Source organism: Collinsella sp. LCP19S3_A7 (genome assembly GCF_052121995.1).
GTDB lineage: Bacteria > Actinomycetota > Coriobacteriia > Coriobacteriales > Coriobacteriaceae > Collinsella.
The window spans coordinates 91,864-110,346 of sequence record NZ_JBQKDE010000001.1 but is presented as its reverse complement, the minus strand read 5'-3'; the positions used below and the strand labels follow the sequence as shown (position 1 = coordinate 110,346).

At 61.8% G+C, this 18,483-nt stretch carries 13 protein-coding genes; 4 read left to right on the top strand and 9 right to left on the bottom strand.

What is annotated here, in order from left to right:
* Window positions 1-122: 122 nt before the first annotated feature.
* The 5 genes from prfB to rpmE all read right to left on the bottom strand — a co-directional run bounded on the left by prfB (window position 123) and on the right by rpmE (window position 6,213).
* Complete coding sequence (gene prfB / locus ACTQV3_RS00505) at window positions 123-1,271, bottom strand: peptide chain release factor 2 (protein ID WP_441042315.1); 1,149 nt, start codon at window positions 1,269-1,271, stop codon at window positions 123-125.
* A complete protein-coding gene (secA, locus tag ACTQV3_RS00500) occupies window positions 1,271-4,078 on the bottom strand; it encodes a preprotein translocase subunit SecA (RefSeq protein ID WP_154516012.1) in 2,808 nt (935 codons plus the stop codon). Before secA ends, prfB begins: the two co-directional genes overlap by 1 nt.
* 156 nt (window positions 4,079-4,234) lie before the next feature.
* The gene (locus ACTQV3_RS00495; protein WP_441032946.1) at window positions 4,235-4,507 is read right to left on the bottom strand and encodes a hypothetical protein; all 273 of its coding nucleotides are present in this window, start codon (window positions 4,505-4,507) and stop codon (window positions 4,235-4,237) included.
* Window positions 4,494-5,597: a hypothetical protein gene (locus ACTQV3_RS00490; protein WP_441067550.1), complete on the bottom strand. Its 1,104-nt coding sequence runs from the start codon at window positions 5,595-5,597 to the stop codon at window positions 4,494-4,496. The genes ACTQV3_RS00495 and ACTQV3_RS00490 overlap by 14 nt, the downstream gene beginning before the upstream one ends.
* 190 nt (window positions 5,598-5,787) lie before the next feature.
* The gene (rpmE, locus tag ACTQV3_RS00485) at window positions 5,788-6,213 is read right to left on the bottom strand and encodes a 50S ribosomal protein L31 (RefSeq protein ID WP_154516018.1); all 426 of its coding nucleotides are present in this window, start codon (window positions 6,211-6,213) and stop codon (window positions 5,788-5,790) included.
* A gap of 349 nt (window positions 6,214-6,562) precedes the next feature.
* On the opposite strand from rpmE, the gene ACTQV3_RS00480 reads away from it, so the two are divergent.
* The 3 genes from ACTQV3_RS00480 (at window position 6,563) to ACTQV3_RS00470 (ending at window position 9,273) form a co-directional block, all read left to right on the top strand.
* Window positions 6,563-6,850 carry an ACT domain-containing protein gene (locus ACTQV3_RS00480; protein ID WP_006235289.1) on the top strand — a complete coding sequence of 96 codons (288 nt, stop codon included), beginning with the start codon at window positions 6,563-6,565 and terminating at the stop codon, window positions 6,848-6,850.
* Window positions 6,851-6,924: 74 nt separating this feature from the next.
* Entirely contained in the window at window positions 6,925-8,343 is a 1,419-nt protein-coding gene (locus ACTQV3_RS00475) for a citrate synthase (RefSeq protein WP_441067552.1), read from the top strand.
* Window positions 8,344-8,430: 87 nt separating this feature from the next.
* A complete protein-coding gene (locus ACTQV3_RS00470; protein ID WP_441535678.1) occupies window positions 8,431-9,273 on the top strand; it encodes a Cof-type HAD-IIB family hydrolase in 843 nt (280 codons plus the stop codon).
* A gap of 118 nt (window positions 9,274-9,391) precedes the next feature.
* Here the strand turns inward: ACTQV3_RS00470 and ACTQV3_RS00465 are convergent, their stop codons facing one another.
* From ACTQV3_RS00465 to ACTQV3_RS00450, 4 genes are all read right to left on the bottom strand, one after another.
* Entirely contained in the window at window positions 9,392-10,186 is a 795-nt protein-coding gene (locus ACTQV3_RS00465) for a Cof-type HAD-IIB family hydrolase (protein WP_441535677.1), read from the bottom strand.
* A gap of 206 nt (window positions 10,187-10,392) precedes the next feature.
* Window positions 10,393-12,213 carry an adenine deaminase gene (locus ACTQV3_RS00460; protein WP_441535676.1) on the bottom strand — a complete coding sequence of 607 codons (1,821 nt, stop codon included), beginning with the start codon at window positions 12,211-12,213 and terminating at the stop codon, window positions 10,393-10,395.
* A gap of 538 nt (window positions 12,214-12,751) precedes the next feature.
* A complete protein-coding gene (gene tyrS, locus ACTQV3_RS00455) occupies window positions 12,752-13,963 on the bottom strand; it encodes a tyrosine--tRNA ligase (protein WP_117769435.1) in 1,212 nt (403 codons plus the stop codon).
* Between the two features lie 96 nt (window positions 13,964-14,059).
* On the bottom strand, window positions 14,060-16,018 hold the full coding sequence (locus tag ACTQV3_RS00450; protein ID WP_441535675.1) for a U32 family peptidase: 1,959 nt from the start codon (window positions 16,016-16,018) through the stop codon (window positions 14,060-14,062).
* A 160-nt stretch (window positions 16,019-16,178) separates the two neighbouring features.
* Here ACTQV3_RS00450 and ACTQV3_RS00445 point away from each other — a divergent pair, with 160 nt between their 5' ends.
* On the top strand, window positions 16,179-18,359 hold the full coding sequence (locus ACTQV3_RS00445; RefSeq protein ID WP_441535674.1) for a transglycosylase domain-containing protein: 2,181 nt from the start codon (window positions 16,179-16,181) through the stop codon (window positions 18,357-18,359).
* The last annotated feature ends 124 nt before the right edge of the window (window positions 18,360-18,483 follow it).

Genomic DNA, 18,483 nt, shown 5'->3' with positions numbered 1-18,483 from the left:
GAACTTCTTACCGTATTTGATTCTACCGATTCGCCGAGGAAAAACCACCCCGCGGCGGGTTTGCTCTGGATATAAAACCGCCCTTTCCAGAGTTTAGTGTCGGTCCGTGACTCACCCGGGGCTTAAGCGGACGGAGACTCCGCATCAGCATTGCCGGTAGCCCAGCGATGGTAGCCGATCACAAACGGATCCAAGTCGCCATCGTCGAGAACGGCGTCGACGTTGCTGGTCTCCACGCCCGAGCGTAGGTCCTTGACCATCTGATACGGATAGAGCACGTAGCTGCGGATCTGGTTGCCAAAGCCAATCGTAGTCTTGGGACCGCGGATCTCGTCGAGCGCCTCGGCGCGCTTCTCGAGCTCAATCTCGTACAGGCGGGCCTTGAGAATCTGCATACACGCGGCCTTGTTCTGAATCTGGCTGCGCTCATTTTGGCAGGTCACTACAATGCCGCTGGGAAAATGCGTCACGCGCACGGCGGAGTCGGTGGTGTTGACGCCCTGGCCGCCCGGGCCGCTTGCGTGGTACACGTCGACGCGGATATCGTCGGGGTTGATCTCGATATCGATATCGTCGGGCAGCACCGGAATGACCTCGACGCCGGCAAACGTAGTCTGTCGACGCTTCTTGTCATCGGTGGGGCTAATGCGCACCAAACGGTGAACGCCGGCCTCGGCACGAAGCATACCGAAGGCATCCTTGCCCTCAACGGTAAAGGTCGCGCGATCAATGCCAATGACCTCGGCAGCGGGGCAATCGTTGATGGTGACCTTCCAGCCGCGGCGCTGGCAGTACTTCATGTACATCTTAAAGAGCATGAAGGTCCAGTCCTGCGCCTCCAAGCCGCCCTGTCCGGGCTTGATGGTCACAATCGCGTCACCGTGATCGAACTCGCCGGTAAACCAGCTCGAAAGTTCGAGCTCATCGATGGCGCGCGCCAGACGATCCGCCGTGGCGGCAGCCTCCTCACGCAGTGCAGCGGCATCGGGGTCATCGCCCATTTCCTCGGCAAGTTCCAGCGCCGCGCGGGCATCGGAGAGCTCGCCGCGCGCGGTATCCACGGCGGCGATATCCTCCTTGGCGCGCGCAATCTCTTCCATCGTGGCGCGAGCGGCATCGGCGTCGTCCCAAAAGCCGGGAGCGACGCTCTTGGCCTCAAGCTCGGTCACGTGGGTGCGCTTCTCGTCCAAATGAAGATACGACTCAACCTCGCCGAGCCGGTCCGCAAACTTGTCCAGCTCGGCGGGCGTTACCTCTAAAGCCTCGGCCATTAACGATTCCTGCCGTGGCAGTACTTGAACTTCTTACCGCTGCCGCAAGGGCACGGTTCGTTGCGGCCCACGTTGACATACGGGTCGTCGCTCTCGGACTTGCGGTAGGTGGTCACCTTAGCGCCGTTGTTGACAGCTGCCGGTCCGCCCTGGACGGCCGTGCGAGCCTGTGCCCGTGCCTCCTTGCGCAGGACCGAGTTGCCGTTGTCGCCATCGACGTCGGCGGGGCCGGAGAAGCGCGCACCCTCGAGCGCGGGGTCCTCCTTGCGCTCCACAGCCTGCGGGGCGGCCTTGATCTCGATGCGCAGGACGGTGCGCAGGTAATCCTCGTACATGGTGTCAACGAGCATCTGGAAGGCACCATAGGCCTCGGTCTTGTACTCAACCAGCGGGTCGCGCTGACCAAAGCCGCGCAGTCCGATACCGGTCTTGAGGTAGTCCATCTCCTGCAGGTAGTTCATCCAGCGGGTATCGATGACGCGCAACATAACCTGAGTATTGAGCTCGCGCATGAGGTCCTCGCCCAGGCGCTCGGCCTTCATGTTGTAGCACTTCTCGACGTAGGCCAGGACATCGGCAGCAAGGGCCTCGTAATCCTCGTCGGGGAACTTGGGCGTATCGATATGGCCGGTCAGCTCCACGACCCACTTGCGCAGGCCATCGAGGTCGCGCTCGCCGTCGTGGCTGTCCTTAGTGCAAAACTCCTGCACGCAGCGGTACACGGTGTCGTGCATGACCTCGGTGATGTGGTCGGTCAGGTCCTTACCGTCCAGAATCTTGTTGCGCTCGGCGTAGATAACCTGGCGTTGTTTGTTCATCACGTCGTCGTACTCAAGAACGCTCTTGCGCATGGAGAAGTTGATGCTCTCGACCTTGTGCTGGGCGCTCTCGACGGCCTTGGAGATGATCTTGTGCTGGATGGGCATGTCGTCGCCCATTTCTGCCGTGACCATCATCTTGGAGACGCGGTCCATCTTGTCGCCACCGAACAGGCGCATCAGATCGTCCTCGAGCGACAGGTAGAACTGGGTCTCGCCCGGATCGCCCTGACGGCCAGAACGGCCGCGCAGCTGGTTGTCGATACGGCGGGACTCATGGCGTTCGGTGCCGATGACGGTCAGACCGCCGGCGGCAAGCACGCGCTCGCGCTCGGCCTTGCAGGTCTCCTTGGCCTCGGCGTTAAACTGCTCGAGCTGCTCGGGCGTCACGTCCTCCATGGTCAGGCCCTCGTACTCAAGGCGCTCGCGCACCAGCTCGTCGGGGTTGCCGCCCAGCAGGATGTCGGTACCACGACCGGCCATGTTAGTAGCGATGGTCACGGCGCCGTAGCGTCCGGCCTGGGCAACGATATGAGCCTCGCGCTCGTGGTGCTTTGCGTTGAGGACCTCGTGCGCGATGCCGCGTTTGGTAAGGGCTGCCGACAGCTTCTCGGAACTCTCGATGGAGACGGTACCGACCAGGACCGGCTGGCCCTTGGCGTGACGCTGCTCGACATCATTGGCAACGGCGTTGTACTTGGCCTGGATGGTGCGGTAGACCAGGTCCTCGTGATCGACACGCTGAACGGGCTTGTTGGAGGGAATGACCTCGACGGGCAGCTTGTAGATCTCGCGGAACTCGGCGTCCTCGGTAAGCGCCGTACCGGTCATGCCGGAAAGCTTGTCATACAGACGGAAGTAATTCTGCAGGGTGATGGTGGCAAGGGTCTGGTTCTCCTCGCGCACGAGCACGCCCTCTTTGGCCTCGATGGCCTGATGCAGGCCCTCGGAGTAGCGACGGCCCTCCATGATGCGGCCGGTGAACTCATCGACAATCTTGACCTCACCGTTGGTAACGACGTACTGCTTGTCGCGGTGGAACATGTATTGGGCCTTCAACGCCTGCTGCAGGTGGTTGACCAGCTGGCCCGAAAGGTCGGCGTAGATGTCCTCGATACCCAGGCGGCGCTCGATCTTCTTGAGGCCGCGCTCGGTGGCGGCAATGGTGTGCTTGGCCTCGTCCATGACGTAGTCGCCCGTGGGCTCCACGTCCTCGGTGGCAGTGAGCATATCGTGCGACACGTCCTCGCCGCGCTCCAGCCCGCGCACGGCGCGCGCGAAGTCCTTGTAGGTGCTGGCAGACTTGGTGCCGGCACCCGAGATGATCAGCGGGGTCCTGGCCTCGTCGATCAGGATGGAGTCGACCTCGTCGACGATAGCGTAGCTGTGGCCGCGCTGGACGCGCTGCTCGGGGCGGGTGACCATGTTGTCGCGCAGGTAGTCAAAGCCAAACTCGGAGTTGGTGCCGTAGGTAACATCGGCCTGGTAGGCCGGGCGCTTAAGCTCGAGCGGCATGTTGTTCTGCAGCAGGCCGACGGTCATGCCCAAATACTTGTAGATGCGGCCCATCCACTCGGAGTCGCGCTTTGCCAGGTAGTCGTTGACGGTAACGACATGCACGCCCTTGCCGGCGATGGCGTTAAGATAGCCGGCCAGGGTGGAGACGAGTGTCTTGCCTTCGCCGGTCTTCATCTCGGCGATATGACCCTCGTGCAGCGCCATGGCGCCGATGAGCTGTACGTCAAAGTGACGCATGCCCGTGATGCGCTTTGAAGCCTCGCGCACGGTGGCAAAGGCCTCGGGGAGCATGTCGTCAAGCGACTCGCCGTTAGCATAACGCTCGCGGAACTTATCGGTCTGGCCGCGAAGCTCCTCCTCGGTCATCTTCTCAAACTGAGGCTCAAGCCCGTTGATCTGGTCAACGATCTTGTAGTAGCGCTTAAGGTCCTTATCGGATCCAAAGGACAGCAGCTTTGACATGAATCCCATGTGGTTTTCCTTTTTTGGCCATCGCCCGTAGCGCACTGCACTGGGCGAGTTAAACACAGATAGTTGTACTTTAGCCAAACGGGACGCACGCTATACGCTCGACCTCATCCCCCACGTAATAACTACGACCGACCTGCCAAAAAGGGACGTTTTATTTTAGTGGCTACGGCCCAGATAGGCGCCGATAACTTTGCGCTGCTCGGCGCTCGCCCGATAGTAGACGCGAAGCTCGCCTTCGGCATCCAAATCAAAGCGCGTCTCGTCAATCAGGCCATTCTTGTGCGCGGTCATGAGCGCCTCCTGCATGCGCGGCCTTGCAAAGGCGGCAAACGATGCGTACTCGGCCGCGAGATCGGCCATCACATCGTCGACGCAAGCCTCGTCATGGCAAACAAAATAATCGAGCATGGCATAGTTAAGCGGAAGCATCCCGATCACCGTCCTTTTTAACCATGTCGAGGGGATTCACGGCGATCAGGCAAATGCCGACGAGGTTGACGACGGCCGCCACCCATGCGACGGACGGAAGCGCGTAGCCGTCAAAGCCCAAGACCAGGCCGACGATAATCCACGTAAACAGCGGCGCTGTAAAGGTATAGGTGCCGTTGATGGCCATGCCCAGCGCCGTTCCGCACATGGAGTTGGCGCGATACCAGCTCATAAACGAAAAGTAGGCGGCAAAACCGGAGCAGGCGAAAAACACGACGGAGGATTTGTCGGTGAGCGCTTGGGCGACAAGGACGTAACTCTGACCAAGGGGCTCTCCGCATGCCAAGGTTAGGGCCGGCAGTACCAAGCACAGGTTGCCGACGCCCGAGACAAGCTGACGGATGTTGATGGCGATCTGAGGATCGATCATGCAGGTGGCGCGGCCGCCCACGCATCCCTCGACGCCCCAGCACAGGGCGGCTAACAGCGCCAGGCCCAGGCCAAGCGCCATGCCGGAAGATGCCTGCCCGCTCAGGCCGGCGCTACCGATCATGGCGCCGGCGACCACGCAGACAACGATGCCGGTGACGACACGGGGGCTAAGCGGCTGTCGGTAGAGCACGCGGGCGAGCACCGCACCGATCGCGGGGTTGAGCGCGGCGATGGGCACGGCAAGCGTGCCTGCCTGCGAAAGCGCGATAACGTAGGCGGCAGAAGCGATGGGCCCGCCAATGAAGGCGGCGGCGATAACGATGACGCCGGGCTTTGAGGCGATGCAGCGGCCTAGGTCGGCGAGTTTGCCCTGACCGGCAGTGAAAAACGTGGCCCAGACGGCACTCAGCACATCATTGACGCCCGAGGCGATTGTGGGCAAGATGAATACCGCCAAAAGACCGGAGGGAGCAAATGCATCGAACCAACCGGCCCAAACGCCAAAGAGCTGACCGGCGGTAACAAAGGCCGTGTACAGCGCATACATGCAGCTCGAAAGCGCCGCGACAGCGATACCCTTCCTAAAATAGGCAGCATCGAGCGCACGCTTCTTTGCCACCGCGAGCTCGCGATTGCCCAAGGACGTCGATGTGTCCACGTAGCCTCCTATCGGTTACCTGCCAAAAAGGGACAGGTTTATTTTGGCAGGTTTTATCTGGGCAAACGAAAAATCCCCACCGTTCGGTGCAAAGAGGACGTGCTACTTTGCGTCGATAAGAAAAGGGCCGTGCACCAATTGGATGCACGGCCCTTTTGCCATGAATGCGAGCGATTCCTCGGCGAGCTATTTACTCAGCAGCCTCGGTGGTCTCGGCCTCGGCAGCGGCCTCCTCGACGGGAGCCTCTGCGGGAGCCTCGGCGGCCTGCTTGGCAGCCTCCTCGGCAAACTTAGCGGCACGCTTGGCCTTCTCGGCAGCCTTAGCCTCAGCGGCGGCCTTGCGAGCGGCCTCGGCCTCAGCAGCCTTGGCGGCCTTGGCAGCCTTGGCCTCCTCGGCCTTCTTGAGCTGGGCGGCAGCGGCGCCACCGAACTTGTCGGCGAAGCGCTGGACGCGTCCACCGGTGTCGACGAACTTCTGCTGGCCGGTGTAGAACGGGTGGCACTCGTTGCAAAGCTCGACCCTCATCTCGGACACGGTAGCGTGCGTCTTGAAGGTGTTGCCGCAGGAGCACGTCACCGTGCACTCGACATACTGGGGATGGATACCCTGCTTCATGGTAGGACTCCTTATTGGTCAGGCGCTGGTTACCGATCAGCGCATAAGGCGTCTTGGTTTCCGACCAAGACAACAAACTCGGCTATGTTACCACGGCGTCGAGCGTCCCACAAAAGGTTCACGGTCTTTACGCCGGAGCGCACAGGCGAATCTGCCCGATCGCAGCGCCAACAGAGCCGCCCGAGCTGTCCAGGGTGCCAAAAATACACCCTACGAGACAAGCGCTCCATGTTGCAGACGTGTAACGCCGCAGCAAAGGTGCCCCTTTTTGCACGGGACAGGTACAATGATGAACACTGTACCGTAGCGGAGCGCCGCCGCGCGCCGCCAACACGCGAAAGGGTTTCCCATGGCCGAGATCTCGTCCTCCCGTATCGTCATCACCGTCCTTGGCAAGAACCGCCCCGGCATTGTCGCCGGCGTCACCCGCGTCCTGGGCGAAGCCAATGTCGACATCCGCGACATTACGCAGTCCATTATCGAGGACATCTTCACCATGACCATGCTGGCCGACACCGCCGAGTCCAAGCTCGACTTCGCCGAGCTGCAGAAGGCCCTGGCCGAGGCCGGCGAGCTTTCGGGCGTCAACGTGTCCATCCAGCGCGAGGACGTCTTTAACTTTATGTACCGCCTGTAGCGAACAGGCTGCGTGACGACGGCCCAACGTGCGCCCAGGCGCAACGTCGCCACATAGCCCGGAGAGGAGCGCGCATGGCCTACGACGCCAAGAAAATCTATTACCGCTTCGACGACCACCTGAGCCGCCTGGTCTTGGACTACGAAGCAAGCCGCCAGATTTCGCCCGAAAGCGAAAATCTATACTACGGCCTGCCGACCGACCCTTATGACGAGGAGCTGTTTGTCGAGCACGATGTCAAGCGCGGCCTGCGCAATGCAGATGGCTCGGGCGTGGTTGCGGGCCTCACTCGCATCTCGGATGTGCATGGTTACAACAAGGTCGACGGAAAGGTTGTGCCCGATCAGGGTAAGCTCACGCTTCGTGGCTACAGCATCGAAGATCTGGTCAACAATGCCCAGGCCGAGAACCGCTACGGCTACGAAGAAGTCGCCTACCTGCTCATCACGGGCTCTCTGCCCACCAAGGAAGAGCTTGACGGTTTTTGCGAACGCCTGGGTGCTTTTAGGCACCTGAGCGACGAATACGTCCGCGTGTTCCCCATGACCACGGTATCCTCGAGCATCATGAACGTGCTTCAGCGCGCCGTGTTGCTGCTCTATGCCTTCGATGCCGAGCCCGATGTAATCACACCCGAGCACGAGATCGACGTTGCCATTTCCATGCTGGCACGCCTGCCCCGCATCGCCGCTTTTGCGCACATGGCATCGATCGCAAAGTGCCACGGTTCGGAGATGCACGTGCCACACCCCACGCCCGGTCTCTCCACCGCCGAGACCATTCTGCAGGTCCTGCGCGGCGGCATGGCGTTCACCCGCGACGAGGCCATGCTGCTCGACGTGATGCTCATGCTCCACGCCGAGCACGGCGGCGGCAACAACTCCACCTTCGCCTGCCGCGTGCTGTCGTCTTCGGCCACCGACCCGTATTCCGCCTACGCCGCGGCTATCGGCTCGCTCAAGGGCCCGCGTCACGGCGGTGCCAACGCCAAGGTCGTATCCATGCACGAGGACATTCGCGCGCATGTTTCCAACTGGGAAGACGATGACGAGGTCGCTGCATATCTGAGCAAGATTCTCGACAAGCAGGCCTTTGACGGCACGGGGCTCATCTACGGCATGGGTCACGCCGTCTATACGCTCAGCGACCCGCGCGCCGAGGTCTGCCGCCACTACGCACGTTCGCTCGCCGCCAAGAAAGATCTGGGCGAGGAATTCGCGTTGATCGAGCGCATCGAGCGCCTGGCGCCCCAGGTCATGCGCGACCACGGCATGACCAAACCTATCTGCGCCAATATTGACCTGTACACGGGCTTTATCTACAAGATGCTCGGCGTACCCGAGACGCTCTTTACGCCGATGTTCGCCGTGGCCCGCATGGCAGGCTGGTCGGCACACCGCATGGAAGAGCTCTTCTGCGCACACCGTATTATTCGCCCGGCATACCGTCCGGTGATCGAGCCACTGGAGTACAAGCCGCTCGCCGACCGTTAGGACGCGCACCGTTATAGAACACGAGCGTGGCCAGGGCATCACCGCCCTCGGCCACGCTTTTTATGCCAGCAGAAAGGGCTGCATCGAATGATTGTTTTTTCCGATATGGATGGAACACTGTTGACGAGTGACAAGCAGATGAGCGACGCCACCTGGGCGATGCTCGACGAGCTCGCACGTCGCGGCATTGAGTTTGTACCGTGCACGGGGCGTCCGCTGTCGGGCGTCTTTGAGGCCATCCTCGCCCATCCCGCCGTGCACTACGCGGTCTGCGCCAATGGCGCTAGCGTCTGGCAGCTCGACGAGGATGTGCCCACCGATGCCTCACGCGCCACGCGCATATTGAGCCGACCGCTCGACCGCGCCATCGCCCACCGCGTCCATAGCATTGCCGCCGGCCACGATGTGACCTTCGATATCTTCGCGGACGGGCAGTGCTTCCTCCCCCGCTCGCTCTACACGCGCCTGGACGAATTCTGCGGCGGAGATCCTCACATCGCGGCTTCGCTCAAGCGCACGCGAACGCCGATCGACATGGATATCGACAGCAAAATCGACGAGGTCGAGGTGCTCGAACGCATCGCCATGTACTGGCACGACTCAGCCGACCGCGACGCTATCGTGGCGGCGCTCGACACACTCGAAGGCATTGAGGTCACGCGTTCGTACGCCATGAATATCGAGGTCATGGGCGGGGGCGCCACCAAGGGAACGGCATTGGCTTGGCTATGTGGGCATCTGGGCGAGCCTCTCGCCGACGCCTGGGCGTTCGGCGACAACATCAACGACATCCCCATGCTGCAGGCAGCGGGCCACGGTACGGCGATGATCAATGCCGAGCCCGAGGACCGCGAAGCCGCCGGCGCCATCACCGAATACGACAACGACCACGACGGCGTCGCCCGCGCCGTCATGGCCGCCCTCGCCTAGCAGCAGCAACCCGGCAAGGTAGCTAATTTGGGACGGGGCTTTTTTAGCTACCCTGGTCACAGTAGTCGTTGGGGGCACTCTTCGCGGGGCGCTGCAAGGACTGTCCCCATCTGCCGAATTAGGCGAGACTCTCCAGCACGCGACGGAGCTCCTGCTGGACGGCGTGGTCGCGGTTGCGCCCCACCACGCGATCGGCGACTGCCTTGAGCGCGGGGCGCGCGTTTTCCATCGCGCAGCCCGTGCCGACAAAGCGAATGATCTCGTAGTCGTTCATCGAGTCGCCAAACGCCATGACCTCGTCGCGTTCGACGCCATAGTGCTCCATGAGCTGTGCGATGCCCGAGGCCTTCGACACACCGGGCTGCATGGCATCGATCCACGCGTTGCCCGAAGGCGCAAAGGTAAAGAACTGGCCGAGTTCGCGCTGTAGCACGTAGGCGCTGTCCATAACGGCACAGTCATCGCAAAAGATACTCGCCTTGATGATATTTACGCTGGGATCGGGCAGCTCCCAAATGCGCTCGGCATTGGGAAGGTCCTTATCGACCTCGCGCACGAACTTGCACTCGTCATCGAGCAAAAAGGACTTGGTTCGGTCAAAGAGTGCAAGATGCAAATTGGGAAACGTCGCGACGGCCTGGGCGAGCTTTCGAATCGCCAGGTGCGAATACACCTCGCGGTCTACCATTTTGCCGTCCGCGTAGACCTGGGCACCGTTAGCTGCGACAAAGTCCATCTTGTCGCGAACGGGTGCAAAGAACTCGCACAGGCGATCGTAGCGGCGGCCTGACGACGCGGCAAAATGCACGCCATGCTCGCGTAGTGCCAGGATCAGTTCGTAGGTCTCGGGAGGCACCTGGCCGTTTTCGTCAAGCAGCGTGCCGTCCATATCGGATGCAATCAGCTTAAACATAGTAAAGCTCCCTTCGGGCTTGCTGGAATCGAACGTGTATCCGATTCCAACGTACCCAAAGGGAGCTCAAATAAGACCCCGCAGTCATAAACGTTACAAAGACCTGGCAAATAGCTCACGCGCGCCAGAGAGCCCACGGTCGCGGTGTCAGGCGACACGCCAAAGAGTGTCCCCAGCGACTAGTCGTTTAAGAACGTCCCCGATGACTAGTCGGCGTAGGTGAAGGTGGTGACGTCGAACATGCCCTCGGGGCGGATGCGGAGCGTCGGGATCACCGGCAGAGGCAGGAAGATGATGCCCATGATGGGATCGAGCGGCGGCTCAATACCCATGGCGCGTGCCTTGACCATAAAGTCGTCGTGCTGCGCCGCGACATCCTCGGCCGTGCCCTCGCTCATCAGGCCACCGAGCGCCAGCGGAATGCGCGCCACGACCTCGCCGTTGTGCACCAGCACGTGACCGCCCTGGCCCACGGCCTCAACAGCAGCCATCATATCGGCGGCGTTGTCGCCCACCACGCACACGTTGTGCGAGTCGTGGCCGATCGTGGAGGCAATGGCACCACCGGTGATGGTGAAACCGCGCACCCAGCCGCGACCGATATGCTTGCCGACCAGGCCCAGGCCAGCGGGACCGTCGCCGTCGACGCCCTCGGCTTGCAGCGACACGCCGCGGCCATGGCGCTCAATCAGCATAATGCGGCGCAGGCCCTCGGCGCTCTCGGGGCGAGCCATACCCGTGATGGCCTTACCCGGCACCACGTCAATCACAGCCTCGCCCGGCTTAAAGGCATAGTCGAAAACGTCGAGCGAAAGCTTCGGCAGCTTAACGGAAGCGCGCAGCTCGTCGGCAAGGGCCGCAACCTCAGCCATCTCGGGTGCGATCTCGCCCACAAAGGTGCCATCCTGCGCCACCAGAGCACCGGCGGCATATACGCGATGCGGGGCCGTGGCAAACGTCAGATCGTTGAGCACCAGCAGGTCGGCACGCTTGCCCGGAGCGATGGCGCCGCGGAGCTCATGCGGATCGCGGCAACCGTGGTCCAGGCCAAAGGCCTCGGCCGTGGAAAGGGACGCCATGGAGATGGCAACCACGGGGTCGATGCCGGCCTCGATGGCCACGCGGCAGGCGTTGTCGATCATGCCGGTCGAAAGCGCATCGGAGGGAGCGCGGTCGTCGGTCGCAAAGCAGCAGCGGCGAGCACGGGCGGGGTTTTCCAGCAGCATAGGCGACAGGTTGGCAAGGTCATGGCTGCAGGTGCCCTCGCGCAGCATGACATACATGCCGCGGGATAGCTTGTCGAGCGCTTCCTCGGGAATCGTCGACTCGTGGTCGGCGATAATACCCGCCGCGGCATAGGCGTTGAGATCCTTGCCGGCAACAAGCGGAGCATGACCGTCGACCTGCTTGGACGGCGTCTGGTTGGCAGCATCGATGCGAGCGCAGGTCTCGGGGTCGGCCATAAAGACACCCGGCAGGTTCATCATTTCGCCCAGACCAAAGACATCGCCCGGATGCTCGGCAAAAAACGCCTGCATATCGGCAGCGGTGATGACGGCACCGGCCTGCTCGTCGGGCAGTGCGGGCACGCACGAAGGCATCATGTACTTGATGGAGATGGGCGCGCGACAACCGTCCTCAATCATAAAGCGCAGGCCGTCTAGGCCGGAAACGTTAGCGATCTCGTGGCTGTCGGCAATAGCGGTGGTGGTGCCACGCGTCGCCGCCATGCGCGCATACTCGGCAGGGCGGATGTTCGAAGACTCGATATGCAAGTGTCCGTCAATAAAACCGGGTGCGAGATAGCGACCCTGACAGTCGATGACCTCAGCTGCCTCGTACGTACCAGCAGCGTCATCTCGACCATCGTAGAGAACACCGACGATCACGCCGTCCTTGACGGCGACGCTACCGGGCGCCACGCGCTGACCGTACACATCGACGATCTGTGCGTTGGCAAACAGCGTGTCGACGGGCACGCGGCCCTCGGCGGCATCGATCACAGACCTCATGACCTCAACGGACATACATACTCCTTTAACCGTAGAAAAAAGCTGCGGAGCGGACAGACCTTCACCGCAGCAAGCCAATAGCCATTGTATGCCCAAACGATGGGCCAGCAATACGCCCCTCTGCTTAACGGCACACACCGCTTGGCGCAATGGGGACAGGCTGCTTTGCACCACTGACAAGGAGTGTCCCAAAGTGCCGGCACAAAAGGATCGCCCCTAAGCACCACCCAAGTGCCAACCACGGAAACGCCGATGTTTTGCTAACGCCAGCGAAAGCCCGCCAGAGCGAGCAAGGTGCCTTGAAACGAGGCGGCATTGACCTTCTGGTCATGCCGCCGAAGTTGAAAGGCAGATTGCCGCTCTGGCGGGTTTGCAGCGTCGAGCCGTTACGCGGTTTGGTAAAACCGCGTAACTAAATTCTGGTCATGCCGTCCTCTTTGAATGACAAGTTGTCGCTCTGGAGCCCGCGCAGCGTCGACCGGTCCGCCGTTCGTTAGAACGGCGGAACTGAGGGCAGCGTCGAGCTGTTACGCGGTTTGGTAAAACCGCGTAACTAAATCAACTTGAAGCCCTTGCGCTTGCCCACGGAGAGGGTGTCGCCCAGCTTGAGGGCACTGGGGTCGATGTTGTAGCTCTTGGGAGCCACGGCCTTGCCGTTGATCTTGACACCGCCGCCGTCAATGTCGCGGCGGGCCTGGCCGGCGCTGGCCGAAAGACCCAGGTCCTTGAGCAGGCCGGCGAGGTAGATCTGGCCCTCGTCGTTAACAGTCAGCTCAACGTGCTTCTCGGGGAAGTCGGCAAGCTGGCCCTCCTTGAACACGCGGTCGAACTCGGCCTGAGCCTCGTCGCCGGCACCGGCGCCGTGGTAGGTGTCGCACAGGTCGCGGCCCAGAGCGCGCTTGAGCTCATAGGGATCGGCAGAGCCATCGGCCAGGGCAGCGTCGATCTTGTCGACCTCGGCCGGGGTGAGCGAGCTCGCCAGGCGGTAGTACTTGCCGATCATCTCGTCGGGGATGGACATAGTCTTGCCGAACATATCCTTGGGCGCGTCGGTCAGACCGATGTAGTTGCCATAGGACTTGGACATCTTACGGACGCCATCGGTGCCCTCGAGCAGCGGCATGGTGAGCGCGATCTGCGGCTCCATGCCCATCTTCTCCATGAGCTCACGGCCGGCGAGCAGGTTGAAAAGCTGGTCGGTGCCGCCCATCTCCACGTCAGCCTTGATCATGACCGAATCGTATGCCTGCATCACGGGATACAGGAACTCGTGCAGGGCGATCGGCGTCTGGGACTGATAGCGCTTGGTAAAGTCATCGCGCTCAAGAATGCGGGCGACGGTGAACTTGGAGCACACCTGCAGCAGACCGGCCAGGTCCATCGACAAGATCCAGTCGCCGTTGTGCACGATGGTGGTCTTCTCGGGGTCCAAGATCTTCATGGCCTGGCTCACGTAGGTCTCGGCGTTGGCCTCGATCTGCTCCTGAGAAAGCTGCGGGCGGGTGGAGTTCTTGCCCGAAGGATCGCCGATCAGCGCGGTACCGTTGCCGATGATCAGGGTGACGTTATGGCCCAGGTCCTGGAACTGGCGCATCTTGCGCAGGGGCACGGCGTGGCCCAGGTGTAGGTCGGGGCTGGTGGGATCGACGCCGAGCTTGATGTTGAGGGGCTCACCCTTCTCAAGCTTCTTGCGAAGGTCGGCCTCGGGGACGATCTTCGCGGCGCCCGAGGTGATGATACGCATTTGCTCGTCAACAGACAGCATTGGGTATCCTCCTTTTGCTATAGCACCCTCGCCGAAAACGGCGGTGCTGGAAGTCCATAAACTCTCATATGATAACAAACTGACGCGACGCAGCACCTACGACAGGAAAATCCTCGTCCTGCCGCATGCGTCGATGGCAACTGGCAGACGTGTACCGTCACGCTCAACCAGATAGCGCGTCTGCCGGCGACGCAAGCAGTCGCGGCAACAGGCCTGTCCCGTCGCATCGGTGGCACAGACGCCCTCGGCGGTCAGCAGGCAGTGCTCGCACACCATGAGCTCGGGACGATCGGTGTCGACGGGGCCCAGGACGCCAGGACAGGCGGCAAGCTCGGCAACGCGTTTCGCATCGTGAGCGACAAGTTCGGCAGGCAAAAACACGCGCTGCGCCCCAAGCCCTCGCAACCAGGCGAGCGTTGCCCGGTTCGCACAGAACACCGGCGCCGCCACGTCAAAGGCGACGCGCAGTTCGCGAGCTATCGCCACTTGTCCCAGATTACGACAGACGATGCGGCCGGCGCGCTGCATGAGCGACCGAATACGCTCGATATCGCCCACACGGCAGACCTCGTCGAGCACAACAGTCGCATCGGACAGGTCGAGCTCTTCGTTCGGGTCCTGGTCCATCAGCTGCCAGGCAAAGACCAAGCGAGCGGCGACAGACTCTGCAGGTTCTTCCGGCTGCGCGCCACCATCCATCAGAACGCCCGCAAACGGCAGCGTCTCGACAGCGCGTTTCGCAAGCACGGCCGTATCGGCCTCGGCCCGCATGCGCTCCAGTGCCGCCGCCGTTTGCTCAAGCACGCCAGCGCTGCGAATCAGATACACTTCGCAGCCCGCGTCGACCTTGCGCTTGCAATGGACAACGATGCGCTCCCCCGCCGCGGCATCCACCGGGCAGGGAACTTGCGGCCAGCGTTTAGGTACATCGGGCCGAGCGTCGGCGCCCGGGTAAAACCTGATCTCGAGCGTATCGCCCGCCGCCACGGCGGCATCGAGCTCGACGGTAACCTCCTCGTGTCCCACGGCAACCAAACGGCCCACATGCACGCCCTGGTTGATCGCGCGTTCAAAACTCATAAGCTCCTCGCCCGAGCGGCCTCGCAGATACGCGTCGGTAAACCCGCGGTTAAACGACCTTCCCAGCTCACGTTCGAGCGCCTGCACGGCATCGGGATCCCACGCGCCATCACGCAGCATATCGAGCGCCCGGCGCCACGCCCGCACCACGTTGTAGACGTAGTCGGGGTTCTTCATACGCCCCTCGATCTTGAGCGACGCCACCCCGGCAGCAACAAGCTCGGGTAAATGAGCAATGCCCAGATAGTCACGCGGGCAGAGCAGACGATCGCCTTCGACGGCAACGACGCTCTCCCCAGCCTCATCCACCAAGTCGTATGCCAGGCGGCACGGCTGCGTGCAGTCGCCACGCATCGCCGACCGTCCGCGCCGCAGGGCCGAAAACTCGCACGCGCCCGAATAGCCAATGCATATGGCGCCATGGCAGAACACCTCGATGGGCACACCGGTAGCGCAGAGCATCGCAATCTCTGCCACGGTCAGCTCGCGCGCCGTCGTCACGCGCTCGACCCCCAGCTCGTCAGCCGCCAAACGCACGGCCCCCTTGCTATGGACGCCCGCTTGGGTGGACAGATGAATCTCGACCCCCGGAATTGCCGCATGCAGCGCGCGGGCTAGGCCCGCATCCGCCACGATCAGCGCATCGGCGCCCAGCGCATGCGCATGTGCCCCCAGTGCCACGGCTTCGGACAGCTCGTCGTCGAACACGAATACGTTGAGCGTCACGTACACGCGCACACCATGGGCGTGCGCCACGGCACACCCGCGCGCAAATTCGTCGTCACTAAACCCGTGCGCACTCACGCGGGCGTTAAATCCGCTCAACCCGGCATAAATGGCATCGGCACCTGCCGCGATCGCGGCGAGCATCTGACTGAGCCCGCCAGCCGGAGCCAACAGCTCGGGCAGTGCCAGACCCGATGTTGGCGTCCCATTCCCGCATTGTCTGCTAGGCTCCGTCGCCCAAATCGCCATCGGCAAACTCCTTACCAAGGTATGCAATCACTCTGTTAATTGCCGTCAACCAGCATACACGAGGCTTCGCGCGGCTCGATTGGTTTATCGTGTAATAACTTATGTCCATCCTGCCCGACGCACACCCGCCGCCTGGCACGACATACTTGGAGGTCAACATATGGGTCCTCGCCAACGACAGGGACACGGTCGCTCTAAGACGCACGTCCTGCCCGTCATCCTGCTTTCGCTTTTGGGCTTTTTGCTCATCGCGGGCGTAGCATTTGGCATCGGCATGATCGGCAACGTCAACCGCTGGCTGTCCGACCTGCCCGACTACACCGACGCCAACGCCTATCTGGTCAGCGAGCCCACCGAGATTGTTGACTGCAACGGCAACAAGATCGCCAGCTTCTATACCCAAAACCGCAAGTCCATCACCAAGGACCAGGTCTCCCCGTACGTCCTGCAGGGCACGATCGACGTCGAGGACGAGCGTTTCTACGAGCACGGCGGCATCGACCTCTTGGGCATCGCGCGTGCCTCGGTGGCAACCCTTGCCGGCGGCCACGAAGGAGCCTCGACCATCACCCAGCAGCTGGTGCGCAACACCATCCTGCAGGAGGAGCAGTTCGACTCGACCATCGAGCGTAAGGTGCGCGAGGCCTATATCGCCATCAAGATGGAGGACATGTACTCCAAAGACGAGATCCTCATGATGTACCTCAACACCATTTACTATGGCCACGGCGCCTATGGCATCGAGGCCGCCGCCGAGACCTACCTCTCCAAGAGTGCTTCCGACCTCACCCTGAGCGAGGCCGCGCTGCTCATCGGTCTGCCCAACTCGCCTTCACAGTACGACCCCACGGTCAATCCCGACCTGGCGCTGTCCCGCCGCAATAAGGTGCTCGACAACATGCTGCGCCTGGGCCACATCACGCAGGAAGAGCACGATGCCGCGCAGGCTGAGCCCATCACCCTCAACGTGACCGAGATCTCGGGCAGCGGCGTCGACGTATACTCACAGCCCTACTTTGTCTCCTATGTCAAACAGCTGCTCGAGCAGGAGTTCTCCACCGACGTACTCTTTAAGGGTGGCCTGACTGTTAAGACCACCATCGACCCCACCATGCAGCAGGTGGCCGAGGAGGCTGTGCGCGCCCAGCTCGACACGCTTTCGCTCGATGGCCTGGACATGGGCATGGTTGTCGTTGACCCCAAGACCGGCTACATCAAGTGCATGGTGGGCGGCTACGACTACAACGCCGACGAGAATCACGTGAACCACGCTACGGCAAAGCGCCCCGTGGGCTCCACGTTTAAGGCCTTTACGCTGGCAACTGCCATCCAAAACGGCATGAACCCCAACGTTATTCTCAACTGCAACTCGCCACTCAAGGCCAAGGGCACCACGACCGAGGTGCAAAACTATGACAAGCAGAGCTATGGCAACATCACGCTTAAGCAGGCAACGGCATACTCATCCAACACCGGCTACATTCAGGTGGCCGAAGCCATCGGCAATGACAAGATCATGTCGCTCGTCAAAAAGCTCGGCATCGATCCCGCCAAGGACAATATCGAGGACGTTCCCGTCATGACGCTCGGCACCGGGTCCATCTCACCGCTCGAGATGGCATCGGCCTACGCCGCTTTTGCCAACGGCGGCTATTATCGCCAGCCGATCGCCATCACCGAGATCGACTCGCGTACCGGCTCGGTTCTGTACCAGCACACCGACAATCCCACGCGGGTGCTCACCGAAGGCGAGGCTGCCGCGGTTACCGACGTTCTATCCGGCGTCATGCAGGGCAGCGGCACGGGTGCCGCCGGCGCGCTGAGCGTCAACCAGCCCTATGCCGGCAAAACGGGCACCACTGACAACACCACCAACCTGTGGTTCTGCGGCTACACGCCGCAACTGGCATGCGCCCTGTGGACCGGTTATTCCGCAGGCGAGATTCCCATCCAAAAGTACGGTTCGGACCTGCTGGGCGACAGCACCAACCTGCCCGTCTTTAAGAAGTTCATGAACACCGTTCTTGCGGGCGCCGAGCGCGAGGAGTTCCCGACCGGAACGGCTCCCACGTACAAGAACAATAACGTCTGGAAGTTCTACGGCACAAACAACAAGAAGAAGGAAGAGGACGAGGATAAGGACGAAGACGAGGAAGAAGAGACGGAGACCACCGGCGGGAGCGGCAACGAGGGCGGTAACACCGGCGGCGAAGGCGATGGCGGCAGTACCACCCCTACTCCCGACCCCAGCCCCAGCCCCGATCCCAGCCCCAGCCCCGACCCTGGCCCGACCCCCGATCCCAGCCCTAGCCCGACCCCCGATCCTTCCACAGGTCAGTAGATAGCAAAGCGCCCGAGCAGCTCAAATGCTCGGGCGCTTTTTGTTGGGACATACATGGCATATCGCGCGCAATCGAGATGCCACGACAGGACCGCCACAAAAAGGGCGTCGGCTCAAAACCGAC